Source organism: Asticcacaulis sp. (genome assembly GCA_024707255.1).
In the GTDB taxonomy this organism is placed as follows: Bacteria; Pseudomonadota; Alphaproteobacteria; order Caulobacterales; family Caulobacteraceae; genus Asticcacaulis.
On sequence record JANQAC010000002.1, the window covers coordinates 1,047,966 to 1,074,803 of the forward strand.

Consider the following 26,838-nt stretch of genomic DNA (forward strand, 5'->3'; position numbering starts at 1 on the left):
CGGGGCGTTATTAAGATTTTAAGTGTTTTTTACTTAAATTCGGGAAACAAGAATAAAGTCGCCGTTTCAAGGGTTCCGTATGAGTCAAGGCAGCGTGCTTATAATGGATCAGAACCGTGATCTGGCGCAGCGCATTGCCTTGATGCTGCATCAGCAGAAGTGGACATCGGTCCTGAGTTTTGATCAGAAAATGGCCATGCGGATGCTGAAGGGCAGCCGTTTCCATTTGCTGCTGTTCGATGCCTATGACGCCAATGGCGCAACAATCGAGCATATCGACCAGATCCGCGGCGAAGCCCAGGATGCGCCTCTGGCCATCATGTCCGATGGCGGTGGGCGCGGCAATGCCATCAATACCGCCATGAACCAGGCGCGTGTTGCCGGCGCGGACTTTGTCCTGCCCAAGCCGTTCAATCCGGAAAAACTGAAAAACCTGCTGGCTGATACCAATGCTTATCATCGCGCCCGCTCAAAGGATCACAATGTCCTGGTCATCGAGGACAATGAAGACCTGCGCAATGATATCTGCCGGGTGCTCAAGCAGGTGGGCTACAAGGTCTCCTATGCTGCCAATATGGAAGACGCCTTCTTCGATCATAATCTCGGTCTGATCGATGTCGTAGTGACGGCGGTGCTTATCCCCGGTATCGGCGGCATCGAAGGCACGGCGCAGATCAAGAGCGACTTTGGCCACTGCAAGGTCGTGGCCATGTCGGAAGGTGTCGACGCCACAATTACCGCTGTTCACGTTCTGGCGGCGGCCAAGGCGGCCGGGGCGGATGCCTTGTTGCCCAAGCCTTTCACCATGCACGAACTGCTCAAGAGCGTGGCTGGTGTTATCCGCGCCAAGGATGATCCGGCGGAAGACCTGGCCCAGGCGGCTGTCGACGCGATTTTCGCGCGCTAAAACAACACATGCGGATTCATGATCCGCTTCGGATCAAGCGCCAGACGCAGGGCCTGCATGGCCGAGATTGCCACCGGATCCTTGTAGAGCAGGGCTTCTTCGGTTTTCATGCGGCCGAGGCCATGCTCGGCCGAGATCGAGCCTTCATATTCATTGACCAGATCATGGACGACCTTGGCGCCGGCGTCGCGCATGGCATTGAATTCGCCAGCGTCCATGCCTTCCGGCACAATGACGTTAAAGTGGACATTGCCATCGCCGACATGGCCAAAGGCCACAAGACGCGCGCCCGGCAGGAAGGCTTCGATGGCCTTGGCGCCTTCTTCCATATATTCCGCCATCCGTGACAGGGGCACCGAAATATCATGCTTCCAGGCGGCGCCCTCGGCCTTTTCGGCGGCGGAATGGTCTTCACGCAGGCGCCAGAACTCGGCGGCCTGGGTTTCGTTCTGGGCGATGACAGCGTCGAGCACCAGTTCTTCTTCGAAGGCGGCCTCCAGCAGGCGCTCCATGGATGAGGCAGCGCCTTCCGGATCGCCGGACGCGACCTCGATCAGTGCGTACCAGGGATATTCGGCACCCAGCGGCTCGCGCGTATCCGGGATATGCTTCAGCACCAGCGAGAGACCATAACGGCCCATAAGCTCGAAGGCTTCGACCTGACCGCCGGTTTCCTGCTTGGCGCGGACCAGCAGATCGATTGCCTTTTGCGCGCTGTCAAACGCCACGATGGCGGTCGAACGCGAATTCATGATCGGGAAGAGTTTCAGCGAAGCGGCGGTGATGATGCCGAGCGTGCCTTCGGCGCCAATGAACATGTGCTTGATGTCATAGCCCGTATTGTCCTTGCGCAGACGTTTAAGGCCATGGAAAATATCGCCATTGGGCAGGACAACTTCGAGACCGGAAACCAGGTCACGCGTTACGCCATAGCGCAGCACGGCCGTACCGCCGGCATTGGTCGAAATCACGCCGCCGACCGTGGCGGTGCCTTCCGCGGCCAGCGACAGGGGGAAGTAGCGACCAGCCTTTTCGGCGATCTGCTGGGCGTCGAGCAGGGTCAGGCCGGACTCCAGCACCATTGTGTCGTCGGTCGGCGCCACATCGCGGATCGCTTTCATGCGCTCCAGCGAGATCAGGATTTCGCCGAACGGAATTTGCCCGCCGACCAGACCAGTATTGCCACCCTGGGGGTAATGGCGATGTTATTATCGTAGCAGATCTTGACCACGGCTGAGACTTCCCCGGTCGATTTCGGCAGGACGAGCAGGGGCGTGTGTCCCTTCCACTTGCCACGCCATTCGGTCAGCTTCGGGTCGACACGCATCGGGTCTTCGCTGTAACCGGCTTCCCCGACAACGGCCTTGATCTGCGCCAGGACTTCGGGCGAAACGGGCGGAGCGTCAGTGAAGGCGGGCGTAGACATAGCATAGACCTTGATTAAAGATGCGTTGGCGTTGCGTTAAGCGAGAGAGCCCGGAAGTGCAAGACACAAAACCTAATCCATCCGGTCAGCCTGACTCACATCCGGTGCCCGCAGTAGGGGTTGTGTGCTGGCGCGGTGACGAAGTCCTGCTGATCCGGCGCGGACGGGCGCCGCGCCTGGGCGAGTGGTCGATCCCAGGCGGCAAGGTGCATCGGGCGGAGGCGCTTGAGGCAGCCGCCCTGCGTGAGTTGCTTGAAGAAACCGGCGTGCAGGCGAAAATTAGCGGATTACTCGCCATCTACGAGATAATTGAGCCCGGATTTCATTATATTCTGATCGATTATGGCGCCGAGTGGCTTTCAGGGGAACCGGTAGCCGGAGATGACGCCGATGAAGCGCGCTTTATGCCGCTGGGCAAGGCTATGGCATTGATTAATAATGCGGATATGCACGACGTGCTGTTGAAATCCGTACGCGCCAGGTAAGATTCAGGTCGTTAAAAAGGACTGTGACCTTTCGGTCGCGTACGGTCAAAGAATGCAAAAAATCTAAGTTGAGGGGCGTGTGCGGTAATTTCGCGTCTTGTGCGAGTTTCATTTTTGTGGTTAATGCCTGTTAACGGTAATAAAGGTGGTTAATTCCACTCGAATCCGTGCGGCAGGGCTGTAATTCCAAACGTCAGTGCGGAGCTCCAGACTGCGTCAAATGTTCATTTTGGTGAGTCTCAGGAGTAAGTTTATGAAGAAGTTGACTATCGCTGTTGTCGCTATGGTTGTCGCTGCCGGCGCCTCTTTCGCCGTTAGCCAGGCGGTTGCTCACCAGATGCCGACCTGCAACTGCTCGCCGCAGTTCGGTTGCGTCTGTGGTGGTATGCGCTAATTACGCTCGAAACTGACGGAATTCAGTTATAATTTTTACGCCCCGCGCTTGCCGCGGGGCGTTTGCATATTACCGTCTTCGTAACCCTGCAGTTTAAGTGAATCCTAAGGTCTTTATGGCCAAATGGAAGAACTTTAGGTAACGGGAGACGGCATGGGTCGCTCTGATCGCGCAATGAGCATTGCGACCGTAAGGCATTGGCTTGCTTTAGGGGGGGCTCCTGCTCGCCTTTTTTGTGATGCCCATATCGGTGTTTGCGCAGGAACAACCGATCGCCCCGCGGCATGATAAATTGCTGGCTGTATATAATCTGGTGGCCTCCAACCCGTTTATATACACTGAAAATGAGATTGACACTTATGGCGAACGCGCTGTCAGGCTTTCCGGCGATGCTCGAATTCACGCCTTGTGGCGGGTATTATATGCCTACAAAACTGACCAGAATGAAACCAAGCTGTTGGCTTGGCACGACCGCATTCTCAAACTGGCTCAAAAAGAAGACGACACCAATCTCGATTTGCTGGCTCGCTTTATGTACCAGGCATACCAAAGTGAAATCGGCGATTTTAAAGGTTTCTCGGATCGTGAGTGGAGCGCCTATCTGACGACGCCCAATCAGGCGCTGCAAAGCATCGTCATGATCGAACGCGTGCGTTACCTGCAATACTTCGAGCAGTGGGCAGACGCCATCGATCTGGGTGACAAGCTTATTGTACACCTCAAGGCGGAAGGCCCTGATGCCGAACCCGTGCTGGAGGCGGCATATCAGGTTATTGCTTTCTCGCTCGGCGCTGTCGGTGATTATGACGCCTATGCCAACAATATGCTGGCCATGGCGAAATTATCGCAAAAAAGAATGCCTTTTTCTCCCAAAAGCTCGATATGGTCTACGATCTGGCCTTATGGGCGGCGCACGAAAACGATATGCCGGTCGCCGAGCAGTTTCAAAAGCTGCATACTGACTACGTCAATAAGTATAATGTTGAAGACTTGAAGACGTGGGATGAGTTTCTGTGCGCCACTATTGAGGATCAGGCACAAAAATATGCCGCCGTCAGAGAGTGCCTGGCTGAGTCATATGTTACCAAAGGCATCATCAATAATGTGCTGGATGTGTGGAAAATGCGCCTGTTGGCGCGTGCCTATGCTGATGGAACGGACACAACGAAGGCTCGTTTTTACTTAGCCAAATTGCGGGCCTTACCTGAAAGCATGAGCCCGCCTGATCCGTCGTTCGATAAGCGTCTGCAGGCTTATATGCTGCGTGCCGATGGCCGTGGCAATGAAGCTTTTGATGCGCTGGACGAATGGACTCGCACTCAGGCCGCCTATTACGAAAAATCTCGCGTGGACTCAGTGCAGGGTATGTACAAGGCGCTGCGCAAGGAACTGGACAGTAAGACGGCCGAAAGTCGCCTGCTGGTCAAGCAGGTGCAAATGCGAAACCTGCTGCTTGGAGCGGCGGGGCTGATCGCGCTGCTGCTTCTAGTAATCCTCGTCGGCGGTGCCTTATGGGTCTTCCGGATGCGCCGGATGCAGTGGCACCTGCGTGATGCGCACGAACATGCTGAAGCGGCCAATGCCGCCAAGTCGCGCTTCCTCGCCGTCATGAGCCATGAACTGCGCACGCCGCTGAATGGGGTGCTTGGCATGGCACAGGCGCTCAAGAAAAACGATCTTACCGAAAGCCAGCGCGAACAGGTCGACATACTGGTCGATTCCGGCCAGACCCTGCTGGTATTGCTCAATGATGTGCTCGATATGTCGCGGATCGAAGCCGGCAAGATCGAGCTGGCGCCGACGCCTACGACGTTAAAAGACATGATCGAGCGCGTCATCAATACCTATGGGTCGCTGCTGGACGGCAAGGACGTCATGCTGCGTTACGAACTGGATGAAAATGCCAGGGCGCCTATGACCTTTGATGTACTGCGTGTCTATCAGTGCCTGTCCAATCTCGTTTCTAATGCCCTTAAATTTACTGAAAAAGGCACGGTGCGTATCCTGGCTTCGGCTACGTCGCGCGAAGAGGGCGGGTATCGGGTGCGTGTCGAGGTCCGTGACACGGGCATAGGCATGAGCAAGGCCACGCTCGACAAGCTGTTCGAGGCCTTTACCCAGGCGGATGCTGTCACCACCCGTAAATATGGCGGCACCGGCCTGGGCCTGAATATCAGCCGCCGCCTCGCCGAACTGATGGGGGGCACGCTGAGCGTCACCAGTGAAGAGGGGGTCGGTTCGGTGTTCGTCATGACTTTTGAAGCCGGTGAGGTTATGGCCGTGCCTGAATCGGAGCAACCGGAAATGAAGCCCATGCCCAAGCACGATAACAATGCCGACCTGCCGGGTATGCACATCCTCCTGGTCGACGATCACCCGGTCAACCGCAAGGTGGCGCGCCTGTTCCTGGAGCCGTTCGGCTTTATCATTACCGAAGCCGTCGATGGCCAGGAAGCGCTCGATCTCGACATGTCGCGTTATGACCTCGTCCTGATGGACCTCAACATGCCGCGCCTGGGCGGCCTGGAGGCCACGCGCATCTTCCGGTCGCAGGAACCCGAAGGGCAGCATGTGCCGATCGTCGCCCTGACTGCCGATGCCATGCACGACCAGGTCGAAGCCTGTTATGCCGCCGGCATGGATGCGCATATTCCCAAGCCGATCATCATGGATACACTGATTGATACGGTGGCCGGGCTGCTGCGCCTGAAGGAAGATCAGCCGGACGCAAAGGCGGAAGTGGCTTAAACCGCTTTCACGCCGATTTGGCTAGGGCCCGGCCGAAACCCCCTGTATAATGGCCATCACATACCCCATATTGGGCGTGTGATTTCGGGGGAGGCCCTATTGCTGCAATCCATTTCCATTTTCGGACCCTTGACCTTTGTCGTCATCGTGCTCGGAGTCATGATGCTGTTCAGCATCGTGAAGATCGTGCCGCAGGGGTACGAATTTACCATCGAGAACTTTGGCCGTTATACGCGCACGCTCAAGCCGGGTATTGCCTTCCTGACGCCGTTCGTCGAGGCAATCGGACGCAAGGTCAATATGATGGAGCGCGTCTTCGATGTGCCGCAGCAGGACGTCATCACCAAGGACAATGTCAATGTCAAGGTCGACGGCATCGTCTTCACCCAGGTTATCGATGCCGCGCTGGCCGCCTATCGCGTCGATAATCTTGACAACGCCATCACCCAACTGGCCATGACCAACCTGCGTACGGTCGTTGGCGCCATGGAACTGGATGAGGTGCTTTCCCAACGCGACGCCATCAATTCACGTCTGCTGAATGTGATTGATCATGCCACCAGCCCGTGGGGCGTTAAGGTAAATCGTATTGAAATCAAAGATTTGAAGCCGCCTCATGACATAACGGATTCGATGGCGCGCCAGATGAAGGCCGAACGCGAACGTCGTGCGCTGATCATCGAGGCCGACGGTGAAAAACAGGCCGCGATTGCCCGCGCAGAAGGCTCGAAACAATCCGCCGTGCTGGAAGCTGAGGGCCGCAAGGAAGCTGCTTTCCGGGACGCCGAAGCCCGCGAACGGTCGGCCGAGGCGGAAGCCCGCGCCACGGATGTGGTGTCCCAGGCTATTGCCAAGGGCGATGTCAACGCCATCAACTATTTCGTGGCGCAGAAATATGTCGAAGCCTTCGGCCGTTTCGCCGAGTCGAACAATACCAAGACCCTGATCATGCCCGCTGACATGTCGTCCCTGGCCGGAATGGTTGGCGGGGTCGCCGAACTGATCAAGTCGGTCGGGCCGGATACGCCCAAAGCGCCGGCGAAGAAGGCGTAGGAGGCAACCATGGATATGAATGCCATTCTTCTGATGGGGCCGATGTCGATGAATGCCTTCTGGTTCTGGTTCGTCTTCGGCCTGCTGCTGCTCGGCATTGAAATGTTTCTGGGCACGCAATGGCTGCTGTGGGCCGCCGCCGCGGCCGGCGTCGTGGCGGTAATCTGCTTGACCGGCCTGCCGTTCGGCCTGTTCCTTCAGGCCCTGACCTTCGCGGTCCTGAGCCTGGTGATGGGGCTGCTGACGCCGAAATTTCTCAAGGTGAGCAGCCACAGCCCGGATGTCAATGATCCGCACCGGCGCATGGTCGGCAAGGAGGCTGAGGTGCTCAGCGGCTTTGAACTGGTGTCCGGCGGTGAACGGACCGGCCGTGTGGTGTTCGATGGTGTCGAATGGCCGGCCGTGCTGGGCGAAGCGAGCCAGATGAAGCTGGCGGCCAGCGATCGTGTCATCATTGAGCGCATATATGAAGGTCGGGTTTTCGTTCGGCCGGCCTGATTCGCTTTAAAGTCGCATCTTGCCTCGTTAACCATTTTTTGGTTTGATATCCGGCGGACATCTGGTCCGTTTGGGGGAAATCCATGAAAATCTGGTTGCGGCTGACCATGCTTGCGGCGTGCCTCGTATTGCCGACTGTGGCTCAGGCGGGTGCCTGGCCGCAGATGAAGGGCGATACGCAGGCGATTATCACCTATGAACCAGGCGCTGCCGATGATGGGTTCGACGCTTCCGGCGACAAGACGATCGCGCTTGACAGATGGAAGCAGAACAACCTGTCGCTGTTCGTCGATCATGGGGTCACCGAGCACCTGACCCTGACAGCCAAGGTCAACTACCGCGACTATACCACTGGTTCGGAACGCTTTTCCGGCCTGAGTTCGATTGAAGTCGGCGGACGCTGGACAATCAGACGAACCGACGATTTCGTCTTTGCGCTGGGTGCCATGGTCGAAGGTTTCGGCAAAGGACGGCGCAATGATTACGACCAGACTTCTAAGGGCGGGACCGATTATGACCTGCGCGCCTATGCCGGTCGGAACTTCAGGCTGCTGGGCAAGGATGCGTTCGTCGATCTTCAGGCGGCGCGTCATTTGCGCCAGTATGAAGCCAATGAATGGCGTATCGATGCAACCCTGGGGGTAAAGCCCTCGCCAAAATGGATGGTCATGGCCCAGGTTTTCGCCGGCCGCACCGATAAGGCTGCCTGGGGACATGCGGAATGGGCCAATACCGAACTGAGCGTAGTGCGCCGCTTCGGGCCGCAGCAGCAGACCAGCCTGCAACTCGGCCTGCGTCAAACGGCGGCCGGCCGTAATGTACCCGCCGTCCAGGCCGTCGTTGTCAGTCTGTGGAAGACGTTTTAGTCGGCACTTGAGGCCGATTGCGAAGCCGCTGCCGGCGGCGCATAGGGCGTTGTTTCCAGCTTGAGCCAGGCAATCAGATTGCGGCGGTCGGTTTCATTCTGGATGCCCTGATAGCTCATCTTCGTGCCTTTGACGACGGACTGCGGCGCGGCGAGGTAGGTATCCAGCGTGTCGAAGTCCCAGGTAACATTATGCGCCGTCATGGCTTCCGTGAAGGTGTAGCCCGGTTCGGTGCCCGATTTGCGGCCGAAAACACCATAAAGATGCGGCCCCACCAGGTTCATTTTGTCGGGGCCGATCGTGTGACAGGCGCGGCATTTGGTGAACTGCTTTTCGCCGGCAGCCAGGTCGGCGGTATTGTAGGGGGCGGGGAAGGTGGTCTGGATGGCGACTTTTTCCGCGTCGGTATAGACATGCGGTGCCGCCATCACGACGTCCGGCGCATCGTCATTATCCGCCTTGGAATCGCAGCCGCTTAAGATCAGTGCGGCGGCAGAAAATAGTAATATGGCCTTCGTCATGTGATCTGCCTCTGAATGAACGCCCATCTCTTAAGCCAGACCGAGGCGTCTGGCGACCGTTAAAATGTCGCACTCAGGACGAGGCGCTGCTGTCCATGGGGGCGGAAGCCGGTACTTCGCTCGGTGCGGAATCGCCGGGCTCCTGATTACAGGCGGACAGCAGAACTATGGACGTCAGCGCCAGTAGCAGCAGGCGGACAGAGGTTTGATGAGCAATCATGGGAGGCTCCGTATTGCCGGTTCGTAGGGCTTTAACCGGCTTTCTCTCCATCATAATCCACAGCGATCCCTTCAGCCTATCGGAAATATCGCAAGGTGATCCAATGCCGCAGGACTGTGGCAAAACCTCCTCAATCAAAAGAGGAGCGGGGTCTCGAAATCGAGCAGTTTCTGCTTGAGCGGGAGGCCGCCGCCATAACCCGTCAGGGCGCCGTTCTTGCCGATGACACGGTGGCAGGGAATGATCAGGGCAATCGGGTTCCTGTTATTGGCGCCGCCGACCGCCTGGGTGGCCTTGATGTCGCCGATGGCGGCGGCAATCCGCTGGTATGACCAGGTCTCGCCGAAGGGAATGTCACATAGAGCCTCCCATACCCTGAGCTGAAAATCGGTGCCGCGTGGTTTCAGGTCCAGTGTGAAAACGGTGCGTTTGCGGTCGAAGAATTCATGAACCTGCCGCGTCACCTCCCCGAGCCGTGCCGGCGCGTGCTCCGCATGACCGGGACGGGAGTAATGGTGGGACATCTCGCCGTTCAGGAAAATGAACTCAATCAGGGCGCCGTCTTCGTCCACAGTGGCCGCAGCCATGCCAACCAGTGTGTCGATATGTGAAAAATAGAGGGCCATATCACCAGTTTCTCACGCAGATATGAGAGTCTCAAAATCAACTTTTCGGGCATCGCGACGGCGGCTTGACCAAGCCTTAAGACATACGTCAGTAATTTGCTTCAATGAAAAGTGCGAACATGAGTGACGCATTATGTGGTCTGAGGTGCGCGTTGCGGTTTGTGTAGTCCGTGCCCGGTACCGCAGCCAGCGAAGGATATATTCTATGAGCACCGATGCCCTGAAATCTGATCAGCCGCTGGCCAATGTGCTCCTGATCGATGACCGGAAGGCGGATATCGAACTGGCCCGCGTCTTCCTGCAGGTCCGTGACCGGATGCAGTTCAATCTCAAGGTCGCCCATGGGGCAAAAGAGGCGCTGGAAGTCCTGGAGCAGGCCATGATCCAGGGGAAGGCCGTCGATCTGCTGCTGCTTGACATCAACATGCCGGGCATGGATGGTTTCGAGCTTTTGGAGGCGGTGCGCCGGGATGCGGCGTTGAGGCATGTGGCCGTGGTGATGTGTACCGGCTCCACCTATGACCAGGACCAGGTCAGGGCAAAGGCGCTGGGGGCCGTGGGCTATATGGTCAAGCCGGCTTCTCTGGCGCAGCTCAGGCCCATGCTGACCGCCATCCCGACATTGAAACTGGAGCCCGAAGGCGAGGGGGTCCGTCTGCTGCGCGCCGCCTGACATCTGCTGCCGGCGTACTGGCTTTCAATGTAACTTCCGTATCTTGTTTTTATGCGCGGGCGTGGCAGAGTGTGCCTATTGAAGGAGCATTCAAATGGCTGAGACCATCTACCATATCTTCGACAACAACACAGGCGAGGAAATCTACCTGTCGAACGATTTCCGTTTCCAGAGCACGCCCCAGCCGGAACATCGCATCAATGACGAAAACATGCGCGATCGCTTTGGCGGGCCGGCGATCGTCAACCGCGTCGAAACAACCCCGGACGGTTCGATCAACGTGTATGTGGATGGGTCCGAAGAACGCCTAAACGCCGACAACCAGGATAGCGATCAGTCTTACCGGCGCTCATAAGGTGGTCAGACCAGGCCGAGGTGCTCGATGCCGAGGCGACTGGCCTCGGTTTTCAGACCTTTCTGAGCTGCGGCAAAACCGGGCGCGCCGCCGCCATCGCTGTTATAAAGAATAGCGACAGTCAGCTTGCTGTCCGTAAAGCTGCGCAGGTGACCGGTGAATCCGTTGATGCGGCCGCCGTGCGCTGCCAGTTTCAGGCTTTTCATGGTGCCGAGCCCCTGGCCCAGACCATATTCCAGCGGATCGGCGCCCTGACGCTCATAGGCGGGCTTGCCGTTCCGGAGCAGGGTGGGGGTAAGCATGGCCTCCACGCTTTCCGGCTTCAGCACCTTTCCGCTCAGCAGGGCCAGATGCCACAGGCACAGATCTTCCGTGGTTGAGCGGATGGCGCCGGCGCCGCCCGCGAAACTCGGGGAAATAGGCATGGCCAGGTCATATTTCATCGGTGCCCGGAAGTTGGGGCGATAGCCGTTGCAGATGGCCGTGGTGTTGCAGATCTTGTCGATCACCGTCTGGCTCAGTCCGGCGGGTGCAAACAGATGCTGGGCGCAGAAATCGGCAAAGGCCATGCCGGACAGTTTTTCGACCACGATGCCCAGCAGGGTGAAGGCGCTGTTGCTGTAAAGCCAGGTGGCACCGGGCTGGGCGCGGTAAAAGGGCTGGCGGGCGGTAATGATTTTGATGAGTTCGTCGGCCGTGTAGTCGCGGGTCTGCGCCTCGGTCAGGATACTGCTGACCTGGCCGTTGATATAGTCTCCCATGCCGGAGGTGTGGCTGAGGAGCTGGCGCAGGGTAATGTTTTCACCGCGCGGCACCGCTGGCAGGAATTTTGACAACGGATCATCAAGGGTCAAGAGGCCGCCTTCGGCCAGAAGCAGAATGGCCGCGGCCGTGAACTGCTTGGTGATCGAGGCCACGCGAAATCCAGTCTGCGGTGTGGCGGCGGCATTGCTCTCTATATTGGCCAGGCCGAAACCCTTTGAATAGAGCAGCACGCCGGCAGCCATGACGCTGAGGCTCAGGCCTGGCGTCAGCTTCTTGTCGACCATCGCCTGGCCAAGCGCTGTCAGGCTGGGCCAGTCGAGCAGGGGCGGTCCAAGCGTCTTTTTTGCCGGCGTCGCCGGGGTGGCTGCCTTTTCGACGGTCCGGATCAGGGAGGGAGCGGCGGCATTGCCCGCCAGTGCGGCCAGCATCAGGCCGAGGGTTGAGCGCCGTGTCAGGATGGCCGGGTTTTCATGCGTTGCGGTCATAAGCTTACAAACCAGTAGATGCCCCAGGCGCGCCGCCGTCCTGCGCTCAGGGGTGTAAAAAATCGATAGCGAATCTCGCCGTCATTTGCCGGAAAGACTAGGCTAATCGGTAAATGGTTTCAAAATCGTTTTGGTAAACGGGAAATTCACAGGGTCATATTTTTGTGAGCAAAATGTGTTCCAATGGCTGGATTGGCCTGAAAATGCCCGCGAAGATGGCTAACGGCCGGTTAAAATTGCCGCCCGGCCGGGATTTGCGGAAGCTTTTGCCGGGGAGGCGTTTTTAGCGGGTTGATCTCGACATGTGGCAACTAAATAATATTATTTAATTTCAACGTATTAAATTAAAATTTGCCCGCCCATTCCCTGGCCTCCGGCTTGCTGTGTGCATCACCGGCTAAAATAGCTGTGCGGCAAAAGCCGTTTAAATCCCCCGACCAGAATGGAAAGGAAATCCGATGTTGAACAACTCGGTGAACACCAATGTTGGCGCAATGATTGCGCTGCAGAACCTGAACAAGACGAATTCTGAACTGTCTACCACCCAGAACCGGATCAACACCGGTTTGAAGGTGGGCTCAGCCAAGGATGACGGTGCGACCTTCGCTATCGCTCAAAGCCAGCGATCCACCGTTGCCTCCCTGGATGCGGTAAAAGACTCGCTGAACCGGGCGACGTCCTCCGTGGATGTGGCCATGTCGGCGGGTGAAAGCATTTCGGATATGCTCACCCAGATGAAGGAGAAGGCACTCGCAGCTTCCGACACGTCGTTGGATACCACCAGCCGGGAGGCCCTGAACACGGATTTCGCTGCCTTGCGTGACCAGATCACCAAGACCATGTCGAACGCCAAGTTCAACGGCATCAACCTGATTGATGGCTCGCTGCCGGGTCTTGAGGCCCTGGCGAATGCTGACGGCAATTCACGACTGACCGTCGCCGGGCAAAATCTGAGCCTTGGCGGCACGATCGTGACGTTGGCAACGACGGCTGCGTTTGCAACCGCTTCTTCCGCGGGCGCACTGCTGACGACGATTGATGACTCGATCAACAATGTCTCGGCGGCCCTGGCAAAACTGGGTACGTCTTCCAAGGCTCTGGAGGCGCACATGACCTTCATTGGTAATCTGCAAGACTCGGTTACGGCAGGTATCGGCAACCTTGTGGACGCTGACCTGGCGAAAGAAAGCGCGAAACTCCAATCGTTGCAGACAAAGCAGCAATTGGGCGTACAGGCGCTATCCATCGCCAATCAGGCGCCGCAAACGGTGCTTAGCCTGTTCAAGTAACCCTTATGCCGGGGCGGGCCGCGTCCGCCCCGGCTTATTTTCCGTTGTCCCCATTTTGAAGGGGGAGGCGAAGAGCGCAAGCTTGTGGGCAAAAGCTGCCGGCCTCGGCAAATATTGCCGCCCTCCGGCAAAAATTACCCGGCAAAATTATCCTTAATGCGCCATTAAAATGAAATAAATCAGTTCGTTGCGTATTTCTCGAAATTTGGCCGGTGTGGCCTTTTTCTTGCAGTCTCGACCTCAGGCAAAATGCCGCCGGCAGACAAAACGTCGCCGGTTCACTTCTAGAAGAAAGACTAGACAGATGCCCGTGAATAGCGTCAATACCAATGTCGGGGCTATGATTGCCCTGCAAAACCTCAATAAAACCAACACCGACCTGCAAACGACCCAAAACCGCATCAATACCGGTTTGAAGGTTGGCAGTGCCAAGGACGACGGCGCCGCTTTCGCCATCGCCCAAAGTCAGCGTTCGACCGTTTCGTCGCTCGACGCTGTCAAGGACTCCCTGTCCCGCGCGACTTCGGTTGTGGACGTTGCTTCGTCCGCCGGCGAATCCGTTTCGGACATGCTGACCCAGTTGAAGGAAAAGGCCCTGGCCGCTTCCGACACCTCGCTGGACTCCACCAGCCGCAGCGCCCTCAAGGCCGACTTCGAATCCATCCGCGATCAGATCACCAAGACCCTGACCAACGCCTCCTTCAACGGTATCAACCTCGTTGACGGCAGCCAGGGCTCGGTTACGGCTCTTGCCAATGCCGATGGTTCCAGCGTCCTGACGGTTGCCGCTCAGAACCTGTCGCTCGGCGGCAGCATTGTGACCCTCGCCAGCAACGCGTCGTTCTCGACCGCGTCGTCGGCCGGTGCCCTGCTGACCACGCTCGACAGCTCGATCAACTCGGTTTCGGCGGCTCTCGCCAAGCTGGGTACGTCGTCCAAGGCGGTTGATAACCACTTGGAGTTCGTCGGCAAGCTGCAAGACTCGATCACTGCCGGTATCGGCAACCTGGTCGATGCTGACCTGGCCAAGGAAAGCGCCAAACTGCAAGCTCTGCAAACAAAGCAGCAGCTCGGCATTCAGGCCCTGTCCATTGCCAACCAGTCGACCTCGACTGTCCTGAGCCTGTTCCGTTAATCGGTCCAAAGCCTCTTGAAATCGGGAGGCGGGCCACAGGCTCGTCTCCCTTTTTCTTTTCACCCATTCTATCGGAGGGCGCCTGACGTGTAAGAGCGCAGGCGAGTTGCGAAGATGATCAATAATATTCTCAGTTTCCCGCAGGTTCCTGACGTATCTCATGTAAAACCTGCGCCTGACGTGCCTGTCGAGGTTGCCGCCGGTAATGGTTCGGAGCAATCGAAGAATGAATCTGGCGCCGACCTTTCCAAGGGAAGCAGCCAGGGCCAGACGCCGGCCTACATGCTGCGGTTGACGGTCGACAAGGATCCGGACACGGGCGATTGGGTCTACAAGGCCATCGATCGCTATACCGGCGAAGTGGTTCGCGTCCTGCCGCGCCAGGAGCTTACCAGGATGAGGGAAGCGTCGAATTACCAGGCCGGTTCGGTTATAAAGACAGACGTCTAAACCGGACTTTCAGGTCAATATTTGTATTTATCCACCGTGCATTCCCTAATGCGCGGTAAAAGTCGTTTGCGCTCATTAACCATTTGCTTACCATAAAAGTTAAGACTCTGCTGAGTCGGCGTTTTTATAGAAGGTATTTAGGCCATGACAGTGAGCGTTCATACGAACTCCTCCGCGATGATTGCCTTGCAAAATCTTAACGTAACCAACAAAAGCCTGGAGGATGCGCAGCAGAAGATTAGCACGGGCCTGGCGGTTTCCTCGGCCAAGGACAATGCCTCGGTCTACGCCATCGCGCAGGGGCAGCGTGCGGACCTGGGGGGCCTGAACGCCGTGACTGACAGCCTTAACCGCGCGTCTTCCATCGCCGATGTGTCGCTGGCGGCCGGCGAATCGGTTTCTGATCTGCTGAACCAGTTGCGCGAAAAAGTCGTCGGCGCGATGGATACCTCGATCGACACGACCTCGCGCAATGCGCTCAGCAGTGATTACAAGGCCATTCTGGGCCAGATTACCCACGTCGTGGAAAACGCCACCTTCAACGGCTCCAACATTATCGATGGCTCGCTGTCCAACGCCATCCAGTTCATCGCCAATGCTGACGCCAATTCGGTCATCACGCTGAGCGTCCGCACCATGGCCCTGGGCGGACCGATCATCACGCTTTCGGCAGCCAGCGACATTTCGTCGGCTACGGGGGCGTCGCTGCTCCTGACTCAACTCGATCAGTCCATTGACAATCTAAATGCCAATCTGGGCGCGCTGGGCTCGCAGGCCAAGCAGATCGAGGGGCATTTGAGTTTCGTCTCGAAACTTCAGGATCTCGATCACCGGCGGTATCGGCAATCTGGTGGATGCTGACATGGCCAAGGAGAGCTCACGTCTCCAGGCGCTTCAGGTACAGCAGCAACTCGGCACCCAGGCGCTGTCGATCGCTAACCAGTCGCCGCAGCAGATCCTGTCGCTGTTCAAATAGGGCGGCCGGCATCCGGGTGTCTCTCAAAAGGCGGGCTTCAGGCTCGCCTTTTTCAGTTTGGCGTGACCGTCAGGGCGTTATTTTATCAGGACTTCCGGCGCATTAATCTCAAGTGTTTACGACTCTTAAGGATTATCCATCGATACTGAGCACTGATACGTTTCATTCGCCGCCGGACCTGTTGTGACCATCTCTTTTGATGCCTCATTGCTGACCAGTTACTACAATGCCAAGATGGGCATTGCGTCGACGGATGCGTCATCGTCTGGTTCGTCGTCGAGCGGTTCCGCCAGCACCAAAACCAATTCCCCAACAGGGCAGGCGGCGGCGCCATCGGCGCCCTGGACGGGCAGTTCCGGCATGATGTCGGAAGACGACCTGGTCACGAAGGTGCTGGGCGGCCGCCGGTTTATCGACCCCAATGCGGTCACCTCCAATGTGGCGGGCGCCTCGCCCGACTATACCAAGCTCTTTACCCTTTATCAGGGGCTTAATGCTCTGGAAGGGCTGGCCAGCAAGGCGCAGGATTCAAAGATATCCGCCCTGACCCTGGCGGCGGTCCAGCGCCGTTTTGCCGCCGGCATGGCCGAGGTCGGCAGCTATCTGTCCGATACGAAATACGATCACCTGTCCCTGACCGAAGGCACCCTGACCAGTGAGCTCAAGGGCACGGTCGGCACGGCGCGGACCGATACCCTCTATACCGGGCCGGCGATCCAGACCGGTTCCGCTTCGACCGCCGTCAAGGCGTTCGAGGGCGATGTCAAATTCACCATGAGCGTCAAGAAGATCGGCACGGCCACGCCGTTTACCGTCAATATCGACCTGGCTGAAATGGGCACGCAGACCCGCAGCATGTCGAATGTGGTCAGCTACATCAACAGCAAGCTGAAAGAGCAGGGGCTGCAGACCAAGTTCGTGGTTAACCGCACGCCGGCCGTGCCGACCACGACGACGATCAACGGCAAGACGGTCACTCTGTCCGCCGGCCAGGATACGTTCGGGTTGCAGATCAAGGGTGTGACGACCGAGGCTCTGACCATGAGCGCGCCGGCCCTGCAGGATTCGGTCTATGTGGTGCAGACGACCGGCGATCCGACAATCACCACCACCAAGAAAGCGGCGGACGGCACATCAACCACGACCAACAGCGTCACCTCGCAGATATTGAAATTCCAGACCGACAGCTCAAGCACGGCAACTCAGCCGGCGGCGGCGATTTCCAAGGTGGGGGCGCAATACTGGACGGCGGGCGAATCCGGCCAGACCGTGCTGCCCGATTCCGTGGCCAATGTGGACGCCAACGGCTCTGCCGATGATACCATCGCCAATGCCCTGCAAACCGCCGCCGGACCGGACGGATCGCTCTATGTGCTGGCCAATGTCGATAATACGACCGATGATCAGACCATCAAGGGCACGCAGGATGTGGCCCTGATCAAGTACGATTCCGCCGGCAAGATCGTCTTCACGCGCACCCTTGGCGCCAGTGACACGGCCTCGGGCACGGCCACTGGCGGTCTCGGCCGACGGCAAGGTGGCGGTGACCGGTTCGGTGACCGGCGCGCTCGATGTCGCCACCACCAAGGTCACGACCTACGGCAGTGGCACGAATACCGCCACCAGTACTTCGACCACGACCACCAGCCTGAACGGTGCCGACAACACGACAACCGACAGCTTCGTCACGGTCTATGATTCCGCCGGTGTCGAGCAGTGGACGCAAAGACGTGGGGCGAGCGGCGCGGATGAAGCGACCTCGGTGACCTTTGGCGATGACGGTTCGGTCTTTGTCGGCGGCAAGACGCAAGGGCTGATGCAGGGCGCCAGCGGCACGGCCAAGGGCGGCTATGACGGCTATGTCATGGGCTTTTCGGCCACGGGCGATTACAAATTCACCGTCCAGACCGGCACGGCGCAGAGCGATACGGTGTCGCAACTGAAGACGGACGGCAATACGCTCTATGTTGCTGGCGTGGAAAACGGCAATGCTGTGCTGAAAACCTTCGACCTGGGCTCGACCACGACGATGGATTCGAAGGGCGTAACGACGACCAAATACACGGCCACCCAGTCGGCTTCGCGCGACCTGGGCGGCATTGGCGGCGGCACGATCAGCGGCATGGATATCTATAACGGCAAGGTCTATCTCGGCGGATCGTCCGGGTCTGGCAGCCTTTTGAGCGCGACCGGCAATGAGACGGCGCAATATGCCGGCTCCTATGACGCCTTCGCCCTTTCGGTGGATGCGGACATGTCCGTCACCACCAATGACCGCATCGCCTTCTATGGTGGCACGGGCACGGAAAAAGACGCCAAGGTGCAGTTCGCCAATGGCAAGGCGTGGATTTCCGGCCAGACCAATGGCGCGATCGACGGCACGACCAAGATCAACGGCAATGACGCTTATCTGGCACGGCTGAACATCGATACGGGCGCCGTGGAATACCAGACGCGCTTTACCGGCACGAACGGCATGGTGACGCCGAATGCCATCGCGGTATCGGCCAATTCCGGCAGCGTGCTCGATCGCCTCGGCTTGCCGCTCGGCAAGATCGAAACCACCGATTCCAAGCTGATCACGTCGGGTACGAGTGTGCGGACCGGCGACCAGTTCTACCTGGTCGATCCCAAGACGGGCGTTAAGAAGACCATCACCATCGAGGCCAATGACACGCTGGAAAGCCTGGCGACCAAAATCACCCGCGCCTCCGGCTATAAGCTGACGGCCGATGTTACCAAGGTCACTGGCAAGCAGATCGACCGACTGGATATCAAGCCCGCCAACACGTCGAGCCAGATGGAAATCGTCAGCGGCCCGGCGGGCAAGGACGCCCTGGCCGGCCTTGGTCTGGCCTCAGGCATGATCACCAATGACGCCGACAAGGCGATGGATGCATCATCGAGCAATTATCTCAAGTCCCAGAAGACGATGGGCCTGGAATTTGATACCTCGCTGAACCTGAATTCCGACGCCAATATCGCCAAGGCGATCGCTTCGTTGCAGGACACGCTGAAAAACGTCCAGAAAGCCTATACCTATCTGCGTTACGGCGATCCACAGGACAGCGAAAATAGTAAAAAAGGCAAGACCGGCGGCACTGTGCCGCAATATATGACCGACCAGATCGCCAACTACCAGGCGGCGCTGAATCGTCTGACGGGCGGCGGCTAGCCCAGCCGACGCTTGACAGCGGGGCGCGGAACAGGGCTTTTACATCCTCATAATGCAGCAGATTGCCGGCCGTCATTCGGTTGCCATCTTTTCGCGTCAATCGTATTATGGTTAGCAGTCAGGACGCGTGTTTGCGTCAATGAGGGGAGTTCATGGCCAAGGATCAAAAGCGCTGGATCGCCATCGGCACAGGCGCGGCGGTGGCAATTATTGTCGGCATCATACTGGCTATGGGCATTTCGCGCGGCCATAAGGACGACGAAAAGATGAATGATCAGCCGACCGGCCTGACCTTCAAGGTGGCCGATCCGGCGCCGTCGCTCGACACCAAGAAGCCTCTGCGCTGCTATGTCAACGGCGCATATGTCGGCGATGTCACCCTGGCGGAATGCGCCAAAAAGAACGGCGTCGCCGCCCAGTCGCTTGATGTCGGTATCGATGACAACGGTAACCAGGTGGCGGCGCCCACGGCTTCGCTTGTGCCTGTGCCTGGCGCGCCGGGAAGCGCCGAGGCCGCCCAACCGGCCGATCCGGCCCAGGGGGCGGAAATCGTGCCGCCCACGGCGACGGCCGCCGGCCCGACGGCGTCCTGCCTGCGCTACAGCAGCAATTCGTGGAACAAGCTGGCGGATAATATCACGATCGGCCAGTGCGCTATTCTCCTGTTTGATACGCGCTGTGTGTCACCCGGTCAGGCGTCTTATGGCCGCTGGGGCAGCAAAACCCTGCGCCTGGTGCCGAGGCGCGTCGAGCAATCGGATGATAACGCCACCTTCCGCCCGCTGGTCGACCAGGGGCAGGGGTGTTCGGTGCCGATGGTGCGCTGAGGGAATTAAAAGGCGGGGCTTTTGTCCCGCCTTTTTTCATGGATTTTCCTTGGTTTTTTCCGGTTAAACGTGGTTAAATCCGCTGTCTGATTAAGGGGCGGATTACGAAGGATAAGCCATGAAAACCAAGACAATTCTGCTGGGCGGCCTGATCGGTGCTGCGGCCATGACCGGCCTGGCCGGATGCCAGAAGCGCGTAAAGGCGCCGGAGGTGGCAAATGCCTGCTATTATGTCGGCTTTCCCAAAGCAGGCGGCCTGAAATTCAACGAACTGTCGAAGAACGAGCCGGACCTCGAACATTGCGCTGTCCGGCTCTACAATGCCCGCATGGACCTGATGGCGACCCGCACGGCCGGTGAGCAGACGATCGGCGCCTATAATGGCACCTTCCTCTTCGCCAGCGGACGCGAAGTGCGCTATTCGCAGCACTATGAAGGGCCGGCCTTCCCGCTGCTGGTGAAGGCGCCGGACGGCCGTCTGGTGGCGCCGGGATCGGTGGTCCAGGAAGAGGCGCCGACCGGTGAACAGGTGACGGTCGATATCCCGAAAAATCTGCCGCAAATGCCTTCGGACGCCAAGAAGTAACTATCTGTGGAAGAGGCGGCGAGAAGCGGCGGCAAAGCCGTTGCGGGCCTTCCCATGAGCGGCATAAGGTTCTAGTGTTAACTATTCGGCGCCTTCATGGCGAACCGATTCGTCATGGAACAAAAGAGCGTGGAAAGCGCTCAGGCAATAAAGGAAGTTTACGATGGCAGGCAGTGTCAACAAGGTCATTCTGATCGGCAATCTCGGCAAGGATCCAGAAATCCGCAACATGCCCTCCGGCGACCGGATCGCCAACCTGACGATCGCCACCTCCGAGCAGTGGCGCGACAAGGCGACGGGCGAGCGCAAGGAAAAGACGGAATGGCACCGTGTCGTCATCTTCAACGATAACCTGGCCAAAATCGCCGAGCAGTATCTGCGCAAGGGCTCCTCGGTTTATGTCGAAGGCAGCCTGCAAACGCGCAAATGGACCGACCAGAACGGCGTTGAAAAATATTCGACCGAGGTCGTCCTGCAGCGCTTCAACGGAAACCTGACCCTTCTGGGCGGTCGTGGCGACAGCGGCGGCGCCTCTTCCGGTGGCGGTTATGACCAATATGAGGATTCCTATGGCGGTGCGCCCGCTTCCTCCGGTCCGAAGGCGGCCCCTTCCGGCGCGCCGCAGAACTTCGACCTGGACGACGAAATTCCGTTCTAAGGCAGAACTGTACCTCTACGCGTTTTAACAATCCACGCCGCCGTTAAAGGCGGCGTGGATGCATACAAGACATTGAATTCATGAACGATACGACATCTGGCGACGTTTTGGGGCCTGAAGACGAAGATCCCCGTAACGGTTTTGGCGGCCAGCCGCCGACCGGCATCAGCTTCATCACGATCGAAGACGAACTGAAGCGCTCCTATCTCGATTACGCCATGAGCGTCATCGTGTCGCGCGCCCTGCCGGACGCCCGTGACGGCCTGAAGCCCGTCCACCGCCGCATCATGTATTCGATGCACAAAGAAGGGCACACGCCCGAAAAATCCTATGTGAAATGTTCGCGTATCGTCGGTGACGTGATGGGTAAGTATCACCCGCACGGCGATCTGGCCATCTACAACTCCCTAGTCCGCATGGCCCAGCCCTTCTCGATGGGGCTGCTGCTGGTCGATGGCCAGGGCAATTTCGGCTCGGTCGATGGCGATGCCCCGGCGGCCATGCGTTATACTGAATCGCGCCTCTCCAAGCCGGCCATGTCGCTGCTGGCCGATATCGACAAGGACACGGTCGACTTCCAGCCCAACTATGACGGCAAGGAAGACGAGCCCTCGGTCCTTCCGTCGCGCATCCCGAACCTGCTGGTCAATGGCGCCGGCGGCATCGCCGTCGGCATGGCGACCAATATCCCGCCGCACAATCTCGGCGAGGTGATCGACGCCTGCCTGGCCCTGCTCGATAATCCGAACGTTACCCTGGAAGAACTGCTCGATATCGTGCCGGGGCCGGATTACCCGACCGGTGGCGAAATCCTCGGCCGTTCCGGGGCGCGTCAGGCCCTGATGACGGGCCGCGGCTCGGTGGTCACGCGCGGCAAGGCCAGCGTCGAGACGATCCGCAAGGACCGCGAAGCCATCGTCATTACCGAGATTCCCTATCAGGTGAACAAGGCGACCCTGATCGAATATATCGCCGACATGGTGCGCGAAAAGCGTATCGAAGGCATTTCCGATATCCGTGATGAAAGCGATCGCCAGGGTATGCGCGTCGTCGTCGAACTGAAGCGCGAAGCCTCGGGCGACGTCATTCTTAACCAGCTCTATCGCTACACGGCGCTGCAATCGAGCTTCGGCGTCAACATGCTGGCGCTGAATCACGGCCGCCCGCAGCAGATGGGCCTGCGCAAGCTGCTCGAACTGTTCCTCGAATTCCGCGAGGAAGTCGTCGTTCGCCGCACGCGCTTCGAATTGGGTAAGGCGCGGGATCGCGGCCATACCCTGGTCGGCCTGTCGATCGCCGTCGCCAATATCGATGAAGTCATCCACATTATCCGCTCTTCGGCCGATCCCTCGGAAGCCCGTCAGCGCCTGACCTCGCGCACCTGGCCATCCGGCGACATGGCGCCGATGATCGACCTGATCGCCGATCCGCGCTCGATCGTGCTCGAAGACCGTCAGGTCCGCCTGACCGATGAACAGGCCCGCGCCATCCTCGCCCTGACCTTGTCTCGCCTGACCGGCCTCGGCCGTGATGAAATCGGCGACGAGATCAAGACCCTGGCCGCCGCCATCGCCAACTATCTCGAAATCCTGGGCTCGCGCGAACGCATCCTCGGCATCGTGCGCGAGGAACTGAGCGAGGTGAAAGCCCTTTATGCCGTTCCGCGCCGCACGACGATCGTCGATGGTGAAGGCGACATTGAAGATGAGGACCTCATCCCGCGCGAGGACATGGTGGTCACGGTGACCCACTCCGGTTACGTCAAGCGCACGGCGCTGGCCGCCTATCGTGAGCAGCACCGCGGCGGCAAGGGCCGTTCCGGCATGGCCATGAAGGACGAGGACGCCATCACCGGTGTCTATTCGGCCACCACGCACCAGCCCATGCTGTTCTTCTCCTCTACCGGCAAGGTGTACAAGCTCAAGGTGTGGCGTCTGCCGCTGGGTAATCCGCAGTCCAAGGGCAAGGCGTTCGTCAACCTGCTGCCGCTCGATGGCGGTGAAACCATCACCAATATCCTGGCCCTGCCTGAGGATGAAGCCGCCTGGGAACGCCAGGACATCATCTTCGCCACGAAGTCGGGCGATATCCGCCGCAACAAGCTGAGCGATTTCGTCAACGTCAATCGCGCCGGCAAGATCGCCATGAAGCTGGAAGAGGGCGACGCCATTGTCGGCGTGGCCGTCTGCAACGAGGATCAGGACGTTCTGCTGTCCACCTCCGGTGGTCGGTCAATCCGCTTTGCGGTCGACGAAGTGCGTGTCTTCAAGGGCCGGGATTCGACCGGTGTGCGCGGCGTGCGCCTTCTGGGTGAGGATACGGTCATCTCCATGGCGATCCTGAAACGCGTCGAGGCCACGCCGGCTGAACGCGCCGCCTATCTGAAATATGCCGCCCAGCAACGCGCGACGGCCAATACGGAAGAGGGGGAAGAGGCACCGGCGCCTGCGGATGATGACGGTGAGGAAGGCGGCGAAGAAGCCAGCCTGTCACCGGAACGCATCGCTGAACTGGCGGCGGGCGAGGAATTCATCCTGACGGTTTCGGATATCGGCTTCGGCAAGCGGTCATCCTCCTATGATTATCGCCGCACAGGCCGGGGCGGGCAGGGGATCGTCGCCATCGACCTCAGCAAGCGGGGCGGCAGGCTCATTGCCTCCTTCCCGATTGATGCGACAGATGGTCTGCTGCTGGTAACATCGGGCGGGCAACTGATCCGTACCAATGTGACAACCGTCCGCATCGCCAGCCGCAATACCCAGGGCGTCACCATTTTCCGCACCTCAGAAGGCCAGAAGGTGGTCTCGGTTGAACGGATTGTGGAGTCGGGCGAGGACGACGCGGATACAACGGACGAAACCGCATCGGTCACGGACGCGACCTGAATCAGCCGCAGCAAGGGGCGCCGCATGACAACCGACCACAGGACCGGTCTTTATCCGGGGACTTTTGACCCGATCACCAATGGCCACAGTGATATTATCGGGCGGGCGGTCAAGCTGGTCGATAAGCTGGTGATCGGTGTGGCGCGCAATATTGGCAAGGCGCCGATGTTCACCATCGACGAGCGGGTCGAAATGGTGCGCGAACAGGTGGCGTCGCTTGGTGACCGTGTCGAGGTTCTGCCTTTCGACAGCCTTTTGATGCATTTTGCCCAGGAGGTCGGCGCCGGGGTCATCATTCGCGGCTTGCGCGCGGTGGCGGATTTCGAGTACGAATTCCAGATGACGGCGATGAACCAGCAGCTTAACCGCGATATCGAGACGGTTTTTTTGATGGCCGACCCGCGCCATCAGGCCGTTGCGTCGCGTTTGGTCAAAGAAATAGCCCAATTGGGCGGCAGTATCGCGCCGTTTGTGGCCCCCAGCGTGGCGGAACGCCTGCTGGCCAAGGTCGCTCCCAAGGTCGCTCGTTAAAATTAGACAGGAAGAATGATGTCATTGGTGAAAAAAAGTGCGCTTCTGGCGGGGGCGATAGCGGCTTTGATGGCGACTTCCGCGTTTGCGCTTGACCCGGGCTACCGGATGGCGGACCCGAACAATACCCTGGTGATCGATACCACCAAGGGCCAAGTCATCCTCGAAATGTATCCGTCGCTGGCCCCCAATCATGTCGAGCGCCTGCTGACCCTGACGCGCCAGCACTTTTATGATGGCCTGACCTTCCACCGCGTCATCGAAGACTTCATGGCCCAGACGGGCGATCCCAAGGGCGACGGCACGGGCGATTCCACCCTGCCGAACGTGAAGGCCGAGTTTACCGTCCGTCATGATTCCAGCTTCCCGTTCACGGTAGCCACGCGGCCCAAGGGCTCGCTGATCGGCTTTGTCGGGGCTATGCCCGTACAGAGCCAGGTCAATGAACTGATGGCCATTTCCAACGACGGCAAGGTCAATGCCTGGGGGCTGTTCTGCCAGGGCACGGTCGGCATGGCCCACAGCTATGACCCGGATTCCGGCAACAGCCAGTTCTTCCTGATGCGCGGCGCCAATTCGTCGCTGGAGAAAAAATATACCGCCTTCGGTACGATACTCACCGGCCTTGACGTGGTGCGCAAGCTGAAGATCGGCGAGCCGCCCGTCAATCCGGACAAGATGAACACTGTGCGTGTGCTGGCCGATATTCCGGAAGCTGAGCGTCCGCAGGTCGAGGTCATGGATACGGCGTCACCGCAGTTCCAGGCCGTGCTTGACGCCACGCGCAAGGAAAAGGGCGACAATTTCTCCGATTGCGACGTCACTGTACCGGCCAAGATACTGAATGCCGCGTCGGCCACGGCAGAAGCTGCCCCAACGCCGGCGGCACCGGCAGGCAGATAATTAAAAGCGCCGGGCTATTCCGGCGCTTTTTTATTCCGCCACAGGTAATGCCGCTGCCTTAACAGCCGGGCGCGGTCCACGTCGACGCCGCCGACGAGCTTTTTTCTTTGCCATCGAAAGCAGCAACCCTTCGCGCAGGCCACGATCCGCCACACGCAGTCTCTGGCACGGCCAGAGTCGTTGAATGGCTTCCAGTATGGCGGCGCCGGCCAGAACCAGATCGGCGCGGTCCTTGCCGATACAGGGTTCCTGTTCGCGCCCGGCATGTCCGATATCCAGCAGACGAGTGATCACGGACTGCACATGCGCGTGGCTCATCCACAGGCCGTCGACGCGGGAACGGTCGTAGCGTTCCAGGCCCAGATGCATCCCCGCAAGCGACGTGATCGCGCCGGACGTACCGACAATATAGGCTTCCCCCCGGTCGAAGTGTGGGCGCAGGGTTTCCGGATCGGTAAAATGGCGAACCGTCCGGCTGACATCTTCCACCATGGCTTCAAACCAGGCCGCCGTATGGCCGGAAACGGGCTCTGGAAAGCGTTCGGCCAGATTGACCACCCCGACCGGAATGGAGATCCAGTAACGCGGGCGCGGCATCCGGCGGGCCACTTTTAGCGCATTGTTTTGCGCCAGCGTCTGGGCGTCTGATAAGGAGGCGACCGGGGCTGGAGCCTCATCCGCCAGTTCCACCCAACTCAGTTCGGTTGAGCCGCCGCCAACATCCATGACCAGGGCGGCGCGCGCCACGGGGCTGACCTCGCGCGGGTCAAGAAGCGAAGCACAGCCCATCACCGACAGGTGCGCCTCTTCCTCCGGCGAGATAATGGTCAGTTTCAGGCCGGTTTCGCGTTCGACACGGGTAATGAACTCGCGGCCATTGCGGGCGATGCGGCAGGCTTGCGTCGCCACCGCGCGGATGCGCACGGCGCCACGCTTTTCAATCTTTTCAGCGCATATCTTCAAAGCCTTCAGGGCGCGATCCATGGCGCGCTCATGGAGCTGGCCGGAATGGGCCAGGCCCTCGCCAAGCCGCACGATACGTGAAAATGCCTCGACGATGCGAAACTGCGAATTGGCGAAAGTGGCGATCATCAGGCGGCAATTATTCGTGCCGAGGTCGAGTGCGGCATAGACGACCGCGGGTTCGCCGCGGATGGTCAATCCACCGGATGCGTTGCGCGGACCGCCCGACGACTTGCCCCGCCGGTGATCGTTTGAGGGAGCCCGGTACATGGCTCATACCCCGCTTATGGACGGTTGCCGGTCCGACACCATGTCAGAGGCCAGGCCTTCACAACCTGACAGGCAATCTTTCCCCCTTACTTTATGGCCTGCGTCCGGACATGCCAACCCAAAATCGGGCCAGGCCGTAAATTACCCAACGATAATCGCCGTTATTGA

The 26,838-nt window shown here is 58.8% G+C and carries 25 protein-coding genes and 2 pseudogenes; 21 read left to right on the top strand and 6 right to left on the bottom strand.

Annotated elements, in window-relative coordinates; translation table 11 throughout:
- The first annotated feature begins 103 nt into the window (after positions 1–103).
- Entirely contained in the window at positions 104–907 is an 804-nt protein-coding gene (locus tag NVV72_16200) for a response regulator (GenBank protein ID MCR6660803.1), read from the top strand.
- Here the strand turns inward: NVV72_16200 and NVV72_16205 are convergent.
- Positions 904–2,333: pseudogene (locus NVV72_16205) on the bottom strand (FAD-binding oxidoreductase). The gene NVV72_16200 and the pseudogene NVV72_16205 overlap by 4 nt on opposite strands.
- A 56-nt stretch (positions 2,334–2,389) precedes the next feature.
- Between NVV72_16205 and NVV72_16210 the strand changes: the two are divergent.
- The 7 genes from NVV72_16210 to NVV72_16240 all read left to right on the top strand — a co-directional run bounded on the left by NVV72_16210 (position 2,390) and on the right by NVV72_16240 (position 8,377).
- The gene (locus NVV72_16210) at positions 2,390–2,818 is read left to right on the top strand and encodes an NUDIX domain-containing protein (GenBank protein MCR6660804.1); all 429 of its coding nucleotides are present in this window, start codon (positions 2,390–2,392) and stop codon (positions 2,816–2,818) included.
- A gap of 253 nt (positions 2,819–3,071) precedes the next feature.
- Positions 3,072–3,212 carry a hypothetical protein gene (locus NVV72_16215; protein ID MCR6660805.1) on the top strand — a complete coding sequence of 47 codons (141 nt, stop codon included), beginning with the start codon at positions 3,072–3,074 and terminating at the stop codon, positions 3,210–3,212.
- Between the two features lie 250 nt (positions 3,213–3,462).
- Positions 3,463–4,206, top strand: coding sequence for a hypothetical protein (locus tag NVV72_16220; protein MCR6660806.1), 744 nt, complete (start codon positions 3,463–3,465; stop codon positions 4,204–4,206).
- On the top strand, positions 4,095–5,960 hold the full coding sequence (locus NVV72_16225) for an ATP-binding protein (protein ID MCR6660807.1): 1,866 nt from the start codon (positions 4,095–4,097) through the stop codon (positions 5,958–5,960). Before NVV72_16220 ends, NVV72_16225 begins: the two co-directional genes overlap by 112 nt.
- A 159-nt stretch (positions 5,961–6,119) precedes the next feature.
- Positions 6,120–7,013 (top strand): SPFH/Band 7/PHB domain protein, encoded by an 894-nt coding sequence (locus NVV72_16230; GenBank protein MCR6660808.1) that lies wholly within the window; start codon positions 6,120–6,122, stop codon positions 7,011–7,013.
- Positions 7,014–7,022: 9 nt separating this feature from the next.
- Complete coding sequence (locus NVV72_16235; GenBank protein ID MCR6660809.1) at positions 7,023–7,511, top strand: NfeD family protein; 489 nt, start codon at positions 7,023–7,025, stop codon at positions 7,509–7,511.
- A gap of 83 nt (positions 7,512–7,594) precedes the next feature.
- Positions 7,595–8,377, top strand: coding sequence for a hypothetical protein (locus NVV72_16240; GenBank protein ID MCR6660810.1), 783 nt, complete (start codon positions 7,595–7,597; stop codon positions 8,375–8,377).
- Here NVV72_16240 and NVV72_16245 read toward each other — a convergent pair.
- From NVV72_16245 to NVV72_16255, 3 genes are all read right to left on the bottom strand, one after another.
- A complete protein-coding gene (locus NVV72_16245) occupies positions 8,374–8,898 on the bottom strand; it encodes a cytochrome c family protein (protein ID MCR6660811.1) in 525 nt (174 codons plus the stop codon). The genes NVV72_16240 and NVV72_16245 overlap by 4 nt on opposite strands.
- A 73-nt stretch (positions 8,899–8,971) precedes the next feature.
- Positions 8,972–9,118 (bottom strand): hypothetical protein, encoded by a 147-nt coding sequence (locus NVV72_16250; GenBank protein ID MCR6660812.1) that lies wholly within the window; start codon positions 9,116–9,118, stop codon positions 8,972–8,974.
- 134 nt (positions 9,119–9,252) lie between these two features.
- On the bottom strand, positions 9,253–9,744 hold the full coding sequence (locus tag NVV72_16255) for a methylated-DNA--[protein]-cysteine S-methyltransferase (GenBank protein MCR6660813.1): 492 nt from the start codon (positions 9,742–9,744) through the stop codon (positions 9,253–9,255).
- A gap of 205 nt (positions 9,745–9,949) precedes the next feature.
- Here NVV72_16255 and NVV72_16260 point away from each other — a divergent pair, with 205 nt between their 5' ends.
- On the top strand, positions 9,950–10,417 hold the full coding sequence (locus NVV72_16260; protein MCR6660814.1) for a response regulator: 468 nt from the start codon (positions 9,950–9,952) through the stop codon (positions 10,415–10,417).
- 94 nt (positions 10,418–10,511) lie between these two features.
- The gene (locus tag NVV72_16265) at positions 10,512–10,772 is read left to right on the top strand and encodes a hypothetical protein (GenBank protein ID MCR6660815.1); all 261 of its coding nucleotides are present in this window, start codon (positions 10,512–10,514) and stop codon (positions 10,770–10,772) included.
- 5 nt (positions 10,773–10,777) lie between these two features.
- Here the strand turns inward: NVV72_16265 and NVV72_16270 are convergent, their stop codons facing one another.
- On the bottom strand, positions 10,778–12,022 hold the full coding sequence (locus tag NVV72_16270) for a beta-lactamase family protein (protein MCR6660816.1): 1,245 nt from the start codon (positions 12,020–12,022) through the stop codon (positions 10,778–10,780).
- 458 nt (positions 12,023–12,480) lie between these two features.
- Here NVV72_16270 and NVV72_16275 point away from each other — a divergent pair, with 458 nt between their 5' ends.
- From NVV72_16275 to NVV72_16325, 11 genes and pseudogenes are all read left to right on the top strand, one after another.
- Positions 12,481–13,311 (top strand): flagellin, encoded by an 831-nt coding sequence (locus tag NVV72_16275; GenBank protein ID MCR6660817.1) that lies wholly within the window; start codon positions 12,481–12,483, stop codon positions 13,309–13,311.
- A 304-nt stretch (positions 13,312–13,615) separates the two neighbouring features.
- Complete coding sequence (locus NVV72_16280; GenBank protein ID MCR6660818.1) at positions 13,616–14,446, top strand: flagellin; 831 nt, start codon at positions 13,616–13,618, stop codon at positions 14,444–14,446.
- 114 nt (positions 14,447–14,560) lie between these two features.
- Positions 14,561–14,896 carry a flagellar biosynthesis protein FlaG gene (locus NVV72_16285; protein MCR6660819.1) on the top strand — a complete coding sequence of 112 codons (336 nt, stop codon included), beginning with the start codon at positions 14,561–14,563 and terminating at the stop codon, positions 14,894–14,896.
- A gap of 144 nt (positions 14,897–15,040) precedes the next feature.
- Positions 15,041–15,872, top strand: a pseudogene (locus tag NVV72_16290) (flagellin).
- Between the two features lie 1,489 nt (positions 15,873–17,361).
- Entirely contained in the window at positions 17,362–19,047 is a 1,686-nt protein-coding gene (locus NVV72_16295; protein ID MCR6660820.1) for a hypothetical protein, read from the top strand.
- Positions 19,048–19,199: 152 nt separating this feature from the next.
- Positions 19,200–19,874: a hypothetical protein gene (locus tag NVV72_16300; GenBank protein MCR6660821.1), complete on the top strand. Its 675-nt coding sequence runs from the start codon at positions 19,200–19,202 to the stop codon at positions 19,872–19,874.
- Positions 19,875–19,992: 118 nt separating this feature from the next.
- Positions 19,993–20,460: a hypothetical protein gene (locus NVV72_16305; protein ID MCR6660822.1), complete on the top strand. Its 468-nt coding sequence runs from the start codon at positions 19,993–19,995 to the stop codon at positions 20,458–20,460.
- A gap of 163 nt (positions 20,461–20,623) precedes the next feature.
- A complete protein-coding gene (gene ssb / locus NVV72_16310; protein MCR6660823.1) occupies positions 20,624–21,118 on the top strand; it encodes a single-stranded DNA-binding protein in 495 nt (164 codons plus the stop codon).
- Positions 21,119–21,198: 80 nt separating this feature from the next.
- Positions 21,199–24,003 carry a DNA gyrase subunit A gene (gene gyrA / locus NVV72_16315; protein MCR6660824.1) on the top strand — a complete coding sequence of 935 codons (2,805 nt, stop codon included), beginning with the start codon at positions 21,199–21,201 and terminating at the stop codon, positions 24,001–24,003.
- Between the two features lie 24 nt (positions 24,004–24,027).
- A complete protein-coding gene (gene coaD / locus NVV72_16320) occupies positions 24,028–24,534 on the top strand; it encodes a pantetheine-phosphate adenylyltransferase (GenBank protein MCR6660825.1) in 507 nt (168 codons plus the stop codon).
- Between the two features lie 18 nt (positions 24,535–24,552).
- Positions 24,553–25,437 (top strand): peptidylprolyl isomerase, encoded by an 885-nt coding sequence (locus NVV72_16325; protein ID MCR6660826.1) that lies wholly within the window; start codon positions 24,553–24,555, stop codon positions 25,435–25,437.
- Positions 25,438–25,467: 30 nt separating this feature from the next.
- Here NVV72_16325 and NVV72_16330 read toward each other — a convergent pair whose 3' ends face one another.
- The gene (locus NVV72_16330; GenBank protein ID MCR6660827.1) at positions 25,468–26,670 is read right to left on the bottom strand and encodes a Ppx/GppA family phosphatase; all 1,203 of its coding nucleotides are present in this window, start codon (positions 26,668–26,670) and stop codon (positions 25,468–25,470) included.
- Positions 26,671–26,838 lie beyond the last annotated feature (168 nt).